Origin of the sequence: Pseudomonas poae, from assembly GCF_001439785.1 — a bacterium.
Lineage (GTDB): Bacteria > Pseudomonadota > Gammaproteobacteria > Pseudomonadales > Pseudomonadaceae > Aquipseudomonas > Aquipseudomonas poae.
Map to the genome: position 1 here is coordinate 358,908 of NZ_JYLI01000002.1, position 14,968 is coordinate 373,875.

Sequence of the window (14,968 nt, forward strand, 5' to 3'; positions counted from 1 at the left end):
CTCCCGATGAGGGCGTGTCAGCAGGTAGATGCATTGACTGACACACCGCTATCGGGCGCAAGTCCCCTCCCACAGTTTTGGCCGAGTTGAATCTGATAAACCGAGGCCTCATGTCCTTCGATCTCGCCGCGCGCCTCGCTGCCCGCCGTGCCGAACACCTTTACCGCCAACGTCCGTTGCTACAGAGCCCGCAAGGGCCGCAGGTGGTGGTCGACGGCCAGCCGTTGCTGGCCTTTTGCAACAATGATTACCTGGGCCTGGCCAATCACCCGCAGGTGATCGAGGCCTGGCGCGCCGGTGCGTCGCGTTGGGGCGTGGGCGGCGGTGCTTCGCATCTGGTGGTGGGCCATGCCACGCCGCACCATGAACTGGAGGAAGCCCTGGCCGACCTCAGCGGTCGCCCGCGCGCGCTGTTGTTCACCACCGGTTACATGGCCAACCTCGGCGCGGTCACGGCGTTGGTGGGGCAGGGCGATACGGTGCTTGAAGACCGTCTCAACCATGCCTCCCTGCTGGATGCCGGACTGTTGTCCGGCGCGCGCTTCAATCGCTACTTGCACAACGATGCCGAGAGTCTGGCCAAGCGCCTTGAGAAAGCCACCGGCAATACGCTGGTGGTCACCGATGGCGTGTTCAGCATGGACGGCGACCTGGCCGATCTGCCTGCGCTGGCCCGTGCAGCCCGCGCCAAGGGCGCCTGGTTGATGGTGGACGACGCCCATGGCTTTGGTCCGCTGGGCGCCAATGGTGGTGGCATCGTCGAGCATTTCGGCTTGAGCCAGGAGGACGTGCCGGTACTGGTCGGCACCCTGGGCAAAGCGTTCGGCACCGCTGGCGCGTTTGTGGCGGGCAGTGAGGAACTGATCGAAAGCCTGATCCAGTTCGCCCGGCCGTACATCTACACCACCAGCCAACCGCCGGCGCTGGCCTGCGCCACGCTTAAAAGCCTTGAGCTGTTGCGCACCGAGCATTGGCGGCGCGAGCACCTTGACGGGCTGATCCGCCAGTTCCGCCAGGGGGCCGAGCAGATGGGCCTGGCGCTGATGGACAGTTTCACGCCGATCCAGCCGATCCTGATTGGCGACAGCGCCAAGGCCATGCGCCTGTCCAGGCGGCTGCGCGAGCACGGCATCTTGGTGACTGCCATTCGTCCGCCCACCGTGCCCGTCGGCAGCGCCCGTTTGCGCGTGACGTTGACCGCAGCCCACAGCGAAGCGCAAGTGCAACAGTTGCTGAACGCATTGGAAGTGTGTGCGTGCCTGGAGGCCGAGCATGCGTGATCGCCTGATTCTGCTGCCCGGCTGGGGCCTTGGCGTGTCGCCGCTGGAACCGCTGGCCGCCGCGCTGCTGGGGCTTGACGCGCATCTGCAGGTACAGGTCGAGCCGCTGCCGACGCTGGCCTCCAGCAACCTCGATGAATGGCTGGACGAACTCGATGCCGCGCTGCCGGACAACGCCTGGCTGGGCGGCTGGTCCCTGGGCGGCATGCTCGCCTCGGAACTCGCGGCGCGGCGCGGCGAGCGCTGCTGTGGCCTGCTGACCCTGGCGAGCAACCCGTGTTTTGTCGCCCACGACGGCTGGCCTCACGGCATGCCGGCTGAGACCTTCGATGCGTTCCTCGCTGGCTGCCACGCCGATTCCCAGGTCACTCTCAAACGCTTTGGTTTGTTGTGTGCCAAGGGCAGCGCGGACCCTCGCGGGATGTCGCGGCTGTTGGTCAGTGGCGCGCCGCATTCTGCCCCCAGTGTGCTGATGCCGGGCCTGGAATTGCTCGCCCAGTTGGACACCCGTGCCGCGCTGCAAGGGTTTCGCGGGCCGCAGTTGCACCTGTTTGCGGGCCACGACGGGCTGGTGCCCGCCGAGGCGGCCGGCGACTTGCTGGCGTTGCTCCCCGATGTGGAAATCGGCCTGATTGAACAGGCCGGTCACGCTTTTCTTCTGGAGGATCCCCACGGTGTCGCGGGGGCCATCCAGGCTTTTTTGCACGAGTGCGTTGATGACTGATCTCTCCCATCCTCCCTTGCCGGGCGCTTTACCGGACAAGCGCCAGGTCGCAGCCTCTTTTTCCCGCGCCGCGGCCAGCTACGACAGCGTGGCCGAGTTACAGCGCGCGGTAGGGCATGCGCTGCTGGCGCGCTTGCCAGCGGCCTGCGCGCCAGAACGCTGGCTGGACATGGGCTGCGGCACTGGCTATTTCAGCCGTGTGCTGGGCGAGCGTTGGCCCGCCAGCCAAGGCATCGCGCTGGACATTGCCGAAGGCATGCTCAACCACGCGCGGCCGCTGGGTGGCGCTTCTCAGTTCATCGCCGGGGATGCCGAACGCTTGCCGCTCAAGGCTGACAGCGTGCAACTGCTCTTCTCCAGCCTGGCGGTGCAATGGTGTGGCCATTTCGAAGCGGTGCTCGATGAGGCATCGCGCGTGCTGCAACCGGGCGGGGCGCTGGCCTTTGCCAGCTTGTGCGTGGGTACGCTGGATGAATTGCGTGAAAGCTGGCGCGCTGCGGATGGCATGGTTCATGTGAATCGGTTCCGCACATTCGAGGTCTATCAACGGTTGTGTGCGGCCAGTGGTTTGCGGGTGGTGAGCCTGGAGCGGCGTGCCCATGTGTTGCACTACCCGGATGTGCGCAGCCTGACCCACGAACTGAAGGCGCTGGGGGCGCACAACCTGAACCCGGGCCGTCCGGGAGGCCTGACCGGCCGCTCGCGGATGGTTGCACTGGTGGACGCTTATGAGCGGTTTCGTCAGCCCCTGGGCCTGCCGGCCACCTATCAAGTGGTGTACGCCGTACTGGAGAAACCTTGATGAACGCAGCGTATTTCATCACCGGTACCGACACCGATGTCGGCAAAACCACCGTCGCCGCCGGCCTGCTGCATGCCGCGCGCCGCGCCGGTAAAAGCACCGCCGCGGGCAAGCCGGTGGCGTCGGGTTGTGAGGTCACACCCAATGGCTTGCGCAATGCCGATGCCCTGGCGTTGCTGGCCGAATGTTCCGTGCCGCTGACCTATGCCGAGGTCAACCCGATCGCCTTCGCGCCAGCCATCGCGCCGCACCTGGCGGCGCGCGAGGCGGGTGTGGCTTTGACGGTGCCGTCATTGCTTGGGCCGATGCAGCAGATCCTTGCGCGCCAGGCGGATTTCACCTTGATCGAGGGCGCGGGCGGCTGGCGTGTGCCCCTGGCGGATCAAGACAACCTGTCGGACCTGGCCATAGCGCTCAAGCTGCCGGTGATTCTGGTGGTGGGCGTACGTCTTGGCTGCATCAGCCATGCGCTGCTGACGGCCGAAGCGATTGCGCGGGACGGTTTGACGCTGGCGGGGTGGGTCGCGAATATCATTGATCCCGCGACCTCCCGTCTGGAAGAAAACCTTGCCACCCTGGCCGAGCGCCTTCCGGCGCCCTGCCTTGGGCGCGTGCCGAAACTCACGCACGCCGGGGCTGAAGCGGTCGCCGACTATCTGCATCTGAACGTGCTTGACTGATTTTGGCTATCGACAGGCATTGTGCCATTAGTGTTTTTAGCGGGCCTTTTGCCAGTTTGTCTGCTTCAATTCAGGTTCACGATTCTCTAAAGGCAGGCCTACGCCATGGAAATCTCTGGAAGCAGCGCGTTTTACTCGGGACTGAGCAGCATTCAGACCGGGCAAAGCCGTGTCGACCAGGCCGCCGGCAAAATCGCCAGCGCCGCCACCACCCAGCCTTCGGCCGCGCAAAGCGACCGGCTGCAAGCCAATGACCGTGCCCAGGCGACCAATTCGGCGAGCAACATGGTTGAAATGGCTCAGGGTAAATTTCAGGTGGAGCTGGGCGTAAAAGTCGCCAAGGCTTCCGATGAAATGCTGGGCAGCTTGATCGACACCTATGCCTGACAGTTGAAATATGGGAGGGGGCTGCCTCTCCCATAGTTGTCCCTCTTCTCCCCTGATCAATCTTTACACTCACTTTCACACAGTGGCTTTGCGGGCGCTTTGTCGTGCGTGGCGCTTATTTGCGTCAAGACAAACGGTGCCCGGACGACCCTTGACAACCCCAGGTCGTAAACGTATGTTTCAAACACCTGTTTGACCGCCCTGGCACTTCCGCGCGGTTTGTTCATCCCAGATTCATCAGCAGAGGTTTATCGCTATGCCTGACTACAAGGCCCCCTTGCGTGATATTCGCTTCGTTCGTGACGAACTGCTCGGCTATGAAGCGCACTATCAAAGCCTGCCGGCTTGCCAGGACGCTACGCCGGACATGGTTGACGCCATCCTCGAAGAAGGCGCCAAGTTCTGCGAGCAGGTGCTGGCACCGCTGAATCGCGTGGGCGACATCGAAGGCTGCACCTGGAGCGAGTCAGGCGTTAAGACCCCGACCGGTTTCAAGGAAGCCTACAAGCAGTTCGTCGAAGGCGGCTGGCCGAGCCTGGCCCACGATGTGGAGCACGGTGGCCAAGGCCTGCCGGAATCCCTGGGCCTGGCGGTGAGCGAAATGGTCGGCGAGGCCAACTGGTCGTGGGGCATGTACCCGGGCCTGTCCCATGGTGCGATGAATACCATCTCCGAGCACGGCACTCCCGAGCAGCAAGAGGCTTACCTGACCAAGCTGGTGTCGGGCGAGTGGACCGGCACCATGTGCCTGACCGAACCGCACTGCGGCACCGACCTGGGCATGCTGCGCACCAAGGCCGAGCCTCAGGCTGACGGTTCCTACAAAGTATCGGGCACCAAGATCTTCATCTCGGCCGGTGAACACGACATGGCCGACAACATCGTCCACATCGTACTGGCCCGCCTGCCGGACGCCCCGGCTGGCACCAAAGGCATTTCGCTGTTTATCGTGCCCAAGTTCATTCCAGAGGCAGATGGCTCGATCGGCGCGCGCAACGCGGTGACCTGTGGCTCCCTGGAACACAAGATGGGCATCCACGGCAACGCCACCTGCGTGATGAACTTCGACGCGGCCACCGGCTACTTGATCGGCCCGGCGAACAAAGGCCTGAACTGCATGTTCACCTTTATGAATACCGCTCGCCTGGGCACTGCGTTGCAAGGCCTGGCCCACGCCGAAATCGGATTCCAGGGTGGCTTGAAATACGCGCGTGATCGCCTGCAGATGCGCTCCCTCACCGGCCCGAAAGCGCCGGAAAAGGCCGCCGACCCGATCATCGTGCACCCGGACGTGCGCCGCATGCTGCTGACCATGAAAGCGTTCGCCGAAGGCAATCGCGCGATGGTGTACTTCACCGCCAAGCAAGTCGACATCGTCAAATACGGCACCGACGACGAAGCCAAAAAACAGGCTGATGGCCTGCTGGCGTTCATGACCCCGATCGCCAAGGCGTTCATGACCGAAGTCGGCTTTGAATCGGCCAACCACGGCGTGCAGATCTACGGCGGCCATGGCTTTATCGCCGAGTGGGGCATGGAGCAGAACGTGCGCGACAGCCGCATTTCGATGCTGTACGAAGGCACCACCGGTATCCAGGCGCTGGACCTGCTCGGCCGTAAAGTGCTGATGACCCAGGGCGAAGCGCTAAAGGGCTTCACCAAGATCGTGCACAAGTTCTGCCAGGCCAACGAGGGGGTCGAGGCGGTGCAGGAGTTCGTGACGCCGCTGGCTGCGCTGAACAAGGAGTGGGGTGAGTTGACCATGAAGGTCGGCATGGCCGCGATGAAAGACCGTGAAGAAGTCGGCGCTGCTTCGGTGGACTACCTGATGTATTCCGGTTACGCGTGCCTGGCCTACTTCTGGGCCGACATGGCGCGAGTGGCGGCCGAAAAGCTGGCGTCCGGCACCAGTGACGAGGCGTTCTACACCGCCAAGTTGCAGACCGCGCGCTTCTACTTCCAGCGCATCCTGCCGCGTACCCGTACCCACGTGGCTACCATGCTGTCGGGCGCCAACAACCTGATGGACATGAAAGAAGAACACTTCGGCCTGGCTTACTAAGCCTTCGAAGTTTTCTGAAACCGCCGCCCTCAGGGGCGGCGGTTTTTTTGTGGGAGCAAGCCTCTTCCCGCATTCAATTGATGTTGAATACAAAAAAACGGTGTCACGCTCAGGGATTGCGGCCGCCTGCCGTTAAAGTGATGGCGATTTGATGCATGCTCCGCAGAATATGTTTAACTGTCGCCGCCGTGTCTCGATGCCATCCTCCATTTGCGGGTCGGAGTTCAACCCTTGTCACGCGTGTCCGCAGTGCGCTTCAGTCATTTCCTGCCTTCATTGCTGCTCTTGCTGGCGGGGCTTTCGGCTGCGTACCTGAAGGACCTCAACGTGTTCTTCACCTCACTGTTCAACGTACTGCCAACCCTGGTGCTGCTGCTGGGCGGTGCGTACTGCGCGGTCTATCGCCGTCAGCGCGAGCTGTTCCTGATGATCACCGTGTACATCGTGTATTTCCTGCTCGACACCCAGACCGACTTCTACCGCGATAACGGCCGCGTGCGCGCAGATGCGGCGGTGGTTTTTCACCTGTGTTGCCTGTTGCTGCCGTTGCTGTTCAGCGTCTACGCGCTTTGGCAGGAAAAGACCCACCTGTTCCGCGATTTCATCGCACGCTGCGCGGTGTTGCTGGCGCTGGGCAGCGTAGCGCTGGCCGTTGAGCAGCGTTATCCCGAGGGGCTGCTGGACTGGCTGGCGGAGATTCGCTGGCCGATGCTGCATGGCAGTTGGATGAGCCTGATTCAGCTGTCGTACCCGATGTTCCTGGTGGGGTTCGTCACCCTGGCCGCCCAGTACTGGTATCAGCCGCGCCCTTTGCATGCGGCGCAGGTGGTGGGGTTGCTGGGCCTGTTCTGGATGCTGCCGCAAACGTTCATCCTGCCGTTTACCCTGAACATCATGTGCAGCCAGGTGATGCTGATGATCGCGGCCGGCGTTGCGCATGAGGCTTATCAAATGGCGTTTCGCGATGAGCTGACCGGCTTGCCGGGGCGCCGCGCGCTGAACGAGCGCATGCAGCGCCTGGGGCGCAACTATGTGTTGGCAATGACCGACGTCGACCACTTCAAGCGCTTCAACGACACCCACGGCCACGATGTGGGCGACCAGGTGCTGCGCCTGGTGGCGAGCAAGCTGTCAAAGGTCAACGGCGGCGGGCGTGCCTATCGCTACGGCGGGGAAGAATTCGCCGTGGTGTTTGCCGGCAAGACGCTGGACGAGTGCATGCCGCACCTGGAGGAAATTCGCGAGATCGTCGCCCATTACGACATCAAGTTGCGCAACCCGGATCGGCCCAACGACGATCAACAAGGCCGCCAGCGTCGTGCTGACAGCGGCGCGTCGAGTGTATCGGTGACCGTCAGCATTGGCGTGGCCGAACGCCAGGCCGAGCAGCGCACGCCCGAAGAAGTGCTCAAGTCCGCCGATCAGGCGCTGTACGCGGCCAAGGGCGCGGGACGTAACTGCGTGGTGGCGGCCGGGCAGAACCGGCGCGGCGCGGTACGCATGGAGCGCGCTGCGGGTTGAGTGATGGTGCTGTATTCAGCGGCGCTACAGTGATTGTTCGCGGCAGCGGCCAGCAGTAGGTTGAAACCATCTGCTGCCGGAGAAACTGTCATGCCTGAATACAAAGCTCCCCTGCGCGACATGCGCTTTCTGATCAACAACGTGTTTGATTTCCACGGCCACTACGCCGCTCTGGGTGCAACCGACGCCAGCCCGGACATGGTCAACGCGATCCTCGAAGAAGGCGCGAAATTCTGCGAAAACGTACTCGCGTCGCTCAACCGCAGCGGCGATGAAGAAGGCTGCCATTTCGACAACGGGGTGGTCACCACGCCCAAGGGGTTCAAGGACGCCTTCGCCCAGTACGTGGAAGGCGGCTGGCATGGCCTGGCGGCTGACCCGGCCTACGGCGGCCAGGGCCTGCCGCAGTCACTGGGCCTAGTGCTGAGCGAGATGATCGGTTCCAGCAACACGTCCTGGGGCATGTACCCCGGCCTTACCCACGGCGCGATGTCGGCGATCCACGCCCACGGTACCGAGGAACAGAAAGCCACGTTCCTGAGCAAACTCACCGCCGGCGAGTGGACGGGCACCATGTGCCTCACCGAAGCCCATTGCGGCACTGACCTGGGCCTGATCAAGACCCGCGCCGTGCCCCAGGCCGATGGCAGCTATGCGGTCAGCGGCAGCAAGATCTTCATCTCGGCCGGCGAGCACGACCTGAGCGCCAATATCATCCACCTGGTGCTGGCCAAGTTGCCGGATGCGCCGGCGGGCACCAAGGGGATCTCGTTGTTTATCGTGCCCAAGTTCCACGCCGACTCGGGCGAGCGCAACGCGGTGCATTGCGGGTCCATCGAACACAAGATGGGTATCAAGGCGTCCGCGACGTGTGTGCTGAATTTCGAGGGTGCCAAGGGTTTTTTGATCGGCGAGGCGAACAAGGGCCTCAACTGCATGTTCACCATGATGAACCACGCGCGGCTGGGCACCGGGATGCAGGGGCTGTGCAATGGCGAGACGAGCTTCCAGGGGGCGGTGAGATACGCCAACGACCGCCTGCAAATGCGCTCGCTGACCGGCGCCAAGGCACCAGACAAAGCCGCCGACCCGATCATCGTGCACGCCGATGTGCGGCGCATGCTGCTGACCATGAAGGCCTTCAATGAGGGCAACCGCGCGCTGACCTACTTCACCGCGCAGTTGATCGACACGGCGCACCTGAGCAGCGACGCCGCGGCGCGCCAGGAAGCCGACGACCTGCTGGCGTTCCTCACGCCGATCTGCAAGGCCTTCATGACCGACACGGGGCTTGAGGTAACCAACCACGGCATGCAGGTATTTGGCGGGCATGGCTATATCCGCGAATGGGGCATGGAGCAGTTGGCGCGTGATGCGCGGATTGCACCGATTTATGAAGGCACCAATGGCATCCAGGCCCTCGACCTGCTGGGCCGCAAGGTGCTGGGTAGCCAGGGCAAGTTGCTGCGCGGGTTTACTAAAATTGTGCATAAGTTCTGTGGGGCGAACGCCGAGCATGCGCAGCTCAAAGCGCAGGTGGCGCAGCTCAATCAACTGAACCAGGAGTGGGGCGAGTTGACGAGCAGCGTGGGGATGGCGGCGATGAAGAACCCGGACGAAGTGGGTGCGGCGGCGGTGGATTACCTGATGTACAGCGGTTACATCATCCTCGCCTACCTGTGGTTGCGCATGGCGATTGCCGCGCAGGCGCAGGATGATGCGGAGTTTGCCCAGGCCAAGCTGGCGACGTGCGACTTTTACTTCAAGCGGTTGCTGCCGCGTACGGGCATGCACCGGGCGGCGGTCGAGGCGGGCAGTGACTGCCTGATGAGTTTGCCGGCGAATGGGTTTGCGCTGTAACTGTAGGGGAGGGGGGCAAGCCCCCTCTCACATTGATTGGGTGTGACTTTTAAATACTTGGTAGTCACGAACTGACGCTATGTGTCTGAAAAGTTGTTCGGTTACACTTGGAGCCTGTAAAACCGATCCCATTGAATCACTTTTACGTTCTCACGAGGTTTGCCATGGCTGATTACAAAGCGCCGCTGCGTGATATGCGCTTCGTCCTCAACGAAGTGTTTGAGGTCGCCACCACCTGGGCCCAATTGCCGGCATTGGCAGACAGCGTCGACGCCGAAACCGTCGAGGCGATCCTCGAGGAAGCCGGCAAAGTCACCGCCAAATCCATCGCCCCGATCAGCCGTGGCGGCGATGAACAAGGGTGTCGCTGGGACGACACCGCCGTGTTTACCCCGGACGGTTATCCACAGGCCTACAAAACCTACGCCGAAGGCGGCTGGGTGGGCGTGGGCGGCGATCCTGCCTTTGGTGGCATGGGCATGCCCAAAGCGGTATCGGCTCAGGTTGAAGAAATGATCAACTCGGCCAGCCTGGCGTTTGGCCTGTACCCGATGCTGACCTCCGGCGCCTGCGTGTCGATCGCCACCCATGCCACCGAAGCGCTCAAGGCCACTTATCTGCCGAAGATGTATTCCGGTGAGTGGGCCGGCTCCATGTGCCTGACCGAGGCCCATGCCGGCACCGACCTGGGCATTATCCGCACCAAGGCCGAACCGCAGGCGGATGGTTCGTACACCCTCAGTGGCACCAAGATCTTCATCACCGGTGGCGAACACGACCTCACTGAAAACATCATCCACCTGGTGCTGGCCAAGCTGCCTGATGCGCCAGCCGGGCCCAAGGGCATTTCGCTGTTCCTGGTGCCCAAGTTCATGGTCAATGCCGACGGCAGCCTGGGCGCGCGTAATCTGGTGAGCTGCGGCTCCATCGAACACAAGATGGGGATCCAGGCGTCCGCCACCTGCGTGATGAATTTCGACGGGGCCGTGGGGTTCCTGGTGGGCGAGCCCAACCGTGGTCTCGCGGCGATGTTCACCATGATGAACTACGAGCGTCTGGGCGTGGGTATCCAGGGCCTGGCGTCCGGTGAGCGCTCTTATCAGAACGCGATTGAATACGCACGCGACCGCCTGCAAAGCCGCTCGCCAGTCGGGGTCCAGGCCAAAGACAAAGTGGCCGACCCGATCATCGTGCACCCTGACGTGCGTCGCATGCTGCTGACCATGAAGGCGTCAAACGAAGGCGGTCGCGCGTTTTCCACGTATGTTGCGACGCAGCTGGACATCGCCAAGTTCAGCGAAGACGCTGCCGCGCGTGAGCGTGCGGACAACCTGGTGGCGTTGCTGACGCCAGTGTCGAAGGCCTTCCTCAGCGACCTGGGCCTGGAAACCACTGTGCTGGGCCAGCAGGTGTTTGGCGGCCATGGTTACATTCGCGAGTGGGGCCAGGAGCAACTGGTGCGTGATGTGCGCATCACCCAGATCTACGAAGGCACCAACGGCATCCAGGCGCTTGACCTGGTGGGGCGCAAGATCGTCGGCAGTAACGGCGCGTTCTACACACTGTTCGCCGATGAGGTGCGCGAGTTCATCGCCACCGCCGGCACCGAACTGGGCGAGTTCACCCGTCCGCTCGGCAAGGCAGTGGATAACCTCGATGAGCTGACCGCCTGGGTGTTGGATCGCGCCAAGACCAACCCGAACGAAGTCGGTGCGGCGTCGGTGGAGTATCTGCACGCCTTTGGCTACATGGCCTACGCCTATATGTGGGCACGCATGGCCAAGGCAGCGTGGGGCAAACAGGCGCAGGAAGACTTTTATGCCAGCAAGCTGGGCACTGCGCGCTTCTACTTTGCGCGCCTGTTGCCGCGTATTCATTCGCTGAGTGCGTCGGTCAAAGCCGGTAGTGAATCATTGTTTTTGCTGGATGAAGCCCTGTTCTAAAGGCTTTGAAGGGCGTGTAAGCATTCTCTTACATGACGTACTGCTATTCGTCCTCTATCGCCAAATTGGATCCATCGATAATCTACTTCACATGGACGTCGCGCAGGAAGCGCAAAGCAACAACATGGACACGTAGGATTCTGCCAGGATGGCGGAGTGAAATGGATGTCAGGGAAACAGTCTGCAAAGCCCCGCTTCGGCGGGGTTTTCTTTTGCCTGCGAAAAAGTCAGGCAGGTTCCAACGATGGCGCAATGCCAGAAACCACTGAACCCTCGCGGACGCCCAAGGTCGATTAGCTACACGGCTCACACGAGCCGATTTTCTGGAGCTGACCCATGGACATCATTCGCATCATCATCGCCATTCTGCTGCCGCCACTGGGTGTGTTCCTGCAAGTAGGTTTCGGCGGCGCGTTCTGGCTGAACATCCTGTTGACCCTGTGCGGTTACTTCCCCGGCATCATCCATGCGGTGTACATCATCGCCAAGCGTTGAGGTCTGCGCTATTGCGCCGAATATCAAATGTGGGAGGGTGCTTGCTCCCGATGGCAGTGGAGCAGTCACTGATATGTTGACTGAAACACCGCTGTCGGGGGCAAGCCCCCTCCCACATTTTTAGACCTCCTGAAGTTCCCTCAGCCTTTTGCGATCAGCCGTGAATTGCGTTCATTGCGAAACGCCAGTTGTTCGATGGTCTGAGTAGCGTGCTCGGCCTCTTCGCGTGCTTGCAGGATGATGCCGTGGTGCTCGGACTTGCTGCACACAGGGTCGGCATTGCTGGCATCGCCCGTGAGCATGAACGCCTGACAGCGGCAGCCGCCGAAGTCCTTTTCCTTTTCGTCGCATGAACGGCACGGCTCGGGCATCCAGTCATAGCCGCGAAAACGATTGAAGCCGAACGAGTCATACCAGATGTGCTGCATGCTGTGGTCCCGCACATTGGGGAACTGCACCGGCATTTGCCTCGCGCCATGGCAGGGCAGGGCAGTGCCGTCCGGTGTGACGGTCAGGAAGATGCTGCCCCAGCCGTTCATGCAGGCCTTGGGTCGCTCCTCGTAATAATCCGGCGTCACAAAGATCAGCTTGCAGGGATGGCCCTCGGCTTCGAGCTTGGCGCGGTATTCATTGGTGATGCGCTCGGCGCGCACCAGTTGCTCTCGGGTCGGCAGCAGTCCCACCCGATTGAGCTGCGCCCAGCCATAGAACTGGCAGGTGGCAAGCTCGACAAAGTCCGCCTCCAGCGCAATGCACAGTTCGATGATGCGGTCGATCTTGTCGATGTTGTGCCGATGGGTGACGAAGTTCAGCACCATCGGATAACCGTGAGCTTTTACGGCGCGGGCCATTTCCAGTTTCTGCGCGAACGCTTTTTTTGAGCCGGCCAGCAGGTTGTTCACCTGCTCGTCGCTGGCCTGGAAGCTGATCTGGATATGGTCGAGGCCGGCTTTCTTGAAGTCGCTGATCTTCTGTTCGGTGAGGCCGATGCCGGAGGTGATCAGGTTGGTGTAGAACCCGAGTTTGCGCGCCTCGCCGATCAGTTCGGCAAGGTCTTGGCGCACCAGCGGTTCACCGCCGGAAAATCCCAGCTGAGCAGCACCCATCTCGCGCGCCTCGCGAAATACCTTTATCCACTGCTCCGTGGTCAGCTCCGTGCCCTGCTCGGCAAAATCCAGTGGATTAGAGCAGTAAGGACACTGCAGCGGGCAGCGGTAGGTCAGTTCGGCGAGCAGCCATAGCGGCAGGCCGACAGGCGGTTTTTCAGGCAAGTTCGATCCAGTGCTCAGCACGGGCGACCTCCATGAATTGCTCGACGTCTTCACCGAGTTCAGGCACGCCGGGAAATTGCTGGTCGAGCTCGGCGATGATGGTCGCCACGTCGCGCTCGCCATCAATCAAGCCGCCAATCAGTGCGGCGCTCTCGTTGAGCTTGATCATGCCCTCCGGGTACAGCAGCACATGGCCTTTTTGCGCAGGCTCGTACTGGTAGCGATAGCCCTGGCGCCACACGGGTTTTCTGCTGCGATCAAAGCTCATAGGGTGATCCCTTTATGCCAGACCCGCTGCTCGGTCACGCTGTGATACGGCGGGCGTTTGAGTTCGTAAGCCATGCTCATGGCGTCGAGCATGCTCCACAGAATGTCCAGTTTGAATTGCAGGATTTCCAGCATGCGGTCCTGGCCTTCGCGGGTGGTGTAGTGCTCAAGCGTGATCGCCAGGCCGTGCTCCACGTCGCGGCGCGCCTGGCCGAGACGGGTCCGGAAATACTCATAGCCAGCCGGGTCGATCCACGGGTAATGCTGGGGCCAGCTGTCGAGCCGCGACTGATGAATTTGCGGTGCGAACAGCTCGGTCAGCGAGCTGCTGGCGGCTTCCTGCCAACTGGCGCGGCGGGCGAAGTTGACGTAGGCGTCCACTGCGAAGCGCACGCCGGGCAGCACCAGTTCCTGGGAGCGCAACTGGTCGGGGTCCAGGCCCACGGCCTGGCCCAGGCGCAGCCAGGCTTCGATACCGCCATCTTCACCCGGCGCACCGTCATGGTCGAGCAGGCGCTGGATCCACTCACGGCGGATTTCGCGGTCGGGGCAGTTGGCCAGGATCGCGGCGTCTTTCAGGGGGATATTCACCTGATAGTAGAAGCGGTTGGCGACCCAACCCTGGATTTGCTCGCGGCTGGCGCGGCCTTCATACATCGCCACGTGGTACGGGTGATGGATATGGTAGAAGGCACCCTTGGCGCGCAGGGCTGCTTCGAATTCGGCGGTGGTCAGGGCCGTATCAGTCATTTCGGTCGCTCCTACAATTCAATGCTCATGCCGTCGTAAGCCACTTCGACATTGCGCCTTGCCAGTTCCGCTCGCTCGGGTGAGTCCTCATCGAGGATCGGATTGGTGTTGTTGATGTGGATCAGCACCTTGCGCTGCTCGGGCAATTGTTCAAGTACTTCCAGCATGCCACCGGGGCCGTTCTGCGCCAGGTGGCCCATCTCGCGGCCGGTGCGCGTGCCGACGCCGCGGCGCTGCATTTCATCGTCGTCCCACATCGTGCCGTCCACCAGCAGGCAGTCACTGCCGGCCATGATCTCCATCAACGGCGCATCGACCTTGCCCAGGCCTGGGGCGTAAAACAGCTTGCCGCCGGCGCGCAGGTCTTCGACGATCAGGCCGATGTTGTCGCCGGGATGCGGATCGAAGCGATGGGGCGAATAAGGTGGCGCGGCGCTGCGCAGCGGCAGCGGGGTAAAGCGCAGGTTCGGGCAGGCCGGGATGGTGAAACTGGCGTCCAGCTCGATGCGGTTCCAGGCCAGGCCGCCGTTCCAGTGGGTGAGCATGGTGAACAGCGGAAAGCCGGTGCTCAGGTCTTCATGAACCATGTCGGTACACCACACCTGGTGCGGGCAACCTTCGCGCAGGCTCAGCAGGCCGGTGGTGTGGTCGATCTGGCTGTCCATCAGGATGATCGCGCTGATGCCGGTGTCACGCAGGGCGCGGCCCGGTTGCATCGGCGCAAAGCCCTGCAACTGCGCGCGGATATCCGGCGAGGCGTTGCACAGCACCCAATTCACGCCATCATCGGAGATCGCAATGGATGACTGGGTACGCGCGTGGGCGCGCAGGCTGCCGTCGCGAAAACCTGCGCAGTTCACGCAGTTGCAGTTCCACTGCGGGAAACCACCGCCGGCGGCGGAACCTAGAATCTGGACAAACATGGC

14 protein-coding genes are annotated in these 14,968 nt (G+C 62.1%); 10 read left to right on the forward strand and 4 right to left on the reverse strand.

The features are described 5' to 3' along the window. Nucleotides 1–110: 110 nt before the first annotated feature. The 10 genes from bioF (at nucleotide 111) to TU75_RS26220 (ending at nucleotide 11,754) form a co-directional block, all read left to right on the forward strand. Entirely contained in the window at nucleotides 111–1,280 is a 1,170-nt protein-coding gene (gene bioF / locus TU75_RS03335) for an 8-amino-7-oxononanoate synthase (RefSeq protein WP_060548197.1), read from the forward strand. After that, nucleotides 1,273–2,004: an alpha/beta fold hydrolase gene (locus TU75_RS03340; protein ID WP_003232662.1), complete on the forward strand. Its 732-nt coding sequence runs from the start codon at nucleotides 1,273–1,275 to the stop codon at nucleotides 2,002–2,004. Before bioF ends, TU75_RS03340 begins: the two co-directional genes overlap by 8 nt. After that, nucleotides 1,997–2,806, forward strand: coding sequence for a malonyl-ACP O-methyltransferase BioC (gene bioC, locus TU75_RS03345; protein WP_060548198.1), 810 nt, complete (start codon nucleotides 1,997–1,999; stop codon nucleotides 2,804–2,806). The genes TU75_RS03340 and bioC overlap by 8 nt, the downstream gene beginning before the upstream one ends. Beyond that, a complete protein-coding gene (gene bioD, locus TU75_RS03350) occupies nucleotides 2,806–3,486 on the forward strand; it encodes a dethiobiotin synthase (protein WP_060548199.1) in 681 nt (226 codons plus the stop codon). Before bioC ends, bioD begins: the two co-directional genes overlap by 1 nt. 105 nt (nucleotides 3,487–3,591) lie before the next feature. Next, entirely contained in the window at nucleotides 3,592–3,873 is a 282-nt protein-coding gene (locus TU75_RS03355; protein WP_003232654.1) for a hypothetical protein, read from the forward strand. Nucleotides 3,874–4,129: 256 nt separating this feature from the next. Then, nucleotides 4,130–5,935: a phenylacyl-CoA dehydrogenase gene (locus tag TU75_RS03360; protein ID WP_060548200.1), complete on the forward strand. Its 1,806-nt coding sequence runs from the start codon at nucleotides 4,130–4,132 to the stop codon at nucleotides 5,933–5,935. Between the two features lie 231 nt (nucleotides 5,936–6,166). Then, complete coding sequence (locus TU75_RS03365; RefSeq protein ID WP_015373111.1) at nucleotides 6,167–7,456, forward strand: GGDEF domain-containing protein; 1,290 nt, start codon at nucleotides 6,167–6,169, stop codon at nucleotides 7,454–7,456. Between the two features lie 90 nt (nucleotides 7,457–7,546). Further along, nucleotides 7,547–9,316, forward strand: a complete 1,770-nt coding sequence (locus TU75_RS03370; RefSeq protein WP_060548201.1) for an acyl-CoA dehydrogenase C-terminal domain-containing protein — start codon at nucleotides 7,547–7,549, stop codon at nucleotides 9,314–9,316. A gap of 164 nt (nucleotides 9,317–9,480) precedes the next feature. Then, nucleotides 9,481–11,259: an acyl-CoA dehydrogenase C-terminal domain-containing protein gene (locus tag TU75_RS03375; RefSeq protein ID WP_060548202.1), complete on the forward strand. Its 1,779-nt coding sequence runs from the start codon at nucleotides 9,481–9,483 to the stop codon at nucleotides 11,257–11,259. 336 nt (nucleotides 11,260–11,595) lie between these two features. Further along, nucleotides 11,596–11,754, forward strand: a complete 159-nt coding sequence (locus tag TU75_RS26220) for a YqaE/Pmp3 family membrane protein (protein WP_003194776.1) — start codon at nucleotides 11,596–11,598, stop codon at nucleotides 11,752–11,754. Nucleotides 11,755–11,894: 140 nt separating this feature from the next. On the opposite strand, the gene pqqE is transcribed toward TU75_RS26220, so the two are convergent. From pqqE to pqqB, 4 genes are read right to left on the reverse strand one after another with little or no spacing between them, the layout of a single operon-like run. Further along, complete coding sequence (pqqE, locus tag TU75_RS03380) at nucleotides 11,895–13,025, reverse strand: pyrroloquinoline quinone biosynthesis protein PqqE (protein WP_268975797.1); 1,131 nt, start codon at nucleotides 13,023–13,025, stop codon at nucleotides 11,895–11,897. Next, nucleotides 13,018–13,293, reverse strand: a complete 276-nt coding sequence (gene pqqD / locus TU75_RS03385; protein ID WP_003232643.1) for a pyrroloquinoline quinone biosynthesis peptide chaperone PqqD — start codon at nucleotides 13,291–13,293, stop codon at nucleotides 13,018–13,020. Before pqqD ends, pqqE begins: the two co-directional genes overlap by 8 nt. Continuing rightward, complete coding sequence (gene pqqC / locus TU75_RS03390; RefSeq protein WP_003232641.1) at nucleotides 13,290–14,042, reverse strand: pyrroloquinoline-quinone synthase PqqC; 753 nt, start codon at nucleotides 14,040–14,042, stop codon at nucleotides 13,290–13,292. The genes pqqD and pqqC overlap by 4 nt, the downstream gene beginning before the upstream one ends. Before the next feature lie 11 nt (nucleotides 14,043–14,053). Continuing rightward, the gene (pqqB, locus tag TU75_RS03395) at nucleotides 14,054–14,965 is read right to left on the reverse strand and encodes a pyrroloquinoline quinone biosynthesis protein PqqB (protein WP_060548204.1); all 912 of its coding nucleotides are present in this window, start codon (nucleotides 14,963–14,965) and stop codon (nucleotides 14,054–14,056) included. Nucleotides 14,966–14,968 lie beyond the last annotated feature (3 nt).

Coding starts and splice junctions, on each gene's coding strand:
- TU75_RS03340 (WP_003232662.1), top strand. CDS start 1,273: ATGCGTGATCGCCTGATTCTGCTGCCCGGCTGGGGCCTTGGCGTGTCG.
- TU75_RS03360 (WP_060548200.1), top strand. CDS start 4,130: ATGCCTGACTACAAGGCCCCCTTGCGTGATATTCGCTTCGTTCGTGAC.
- pqqD (WP_003232643.1), bottom strand. CDS start 13,293: ATGAGCTTTGATCGCAGCAGAAAACCCGTGTGGCGCCAGGGCTATCGC.
- TU75_RS03355 (WP_003232654.1), top strand. CDS start 3,592: ATGGAAATCTCTGGAAGCAGCGCGTTTTACTCGGGACTGAGCAGCATT.
- TU75_RS03375 (WP_060548202.1), top strand. CDS start 9,481: ATGGCTGATTACAAAGCGCCGCTGCGTGATATGCGCTTCGTCCTCAAC.
- TU75_RS26220 (WP_003194776.1), top strand. CDS start 11,596: ATGGACATCATTCGCATCATCATCGCCATTCTGCTGCCGCCACTGGGT.
- TU75_RS03370 (WP_060548201.1), top strand. CDS start 7,547: ATGCCTGAATACAAAGCTCCCCTGCGCGACATGCGCTTTCTGATCAAC.
- bioC (WP_060548198.1), top strand. CDS start 1,997: ATGACTGATCTCTCCCATCCTCCCTTGCCGGGCGCTTTACCGGACAAG.
- bioF (WP_060548197.1), top strand. CDS start 111: ATGTCCTTCGATCTCGCCGCGCGCCTCGCTGCCCGCCGTGCCGAACAC.
- bioD (WP_060548199.1), top strand. CDS start 2,806: ATGAACGCAGCGTATTTCATCACCGGTACCGACACCGATGTCGGCAAA.
- pqqB (WP_060548204.1), bottom strand. CDS start 14,965: ATGTTTGTCCAGATTCTAGGTTCCGCCGCCGGCGGTGGTTTCCCGCAG.
- pqqC (WP_003232641.1), bottom strand. CDS start 14,042: ATGACTGATACGGCCCTGACCACCGCCGAATTCGAAGCAGCCCTGCGC.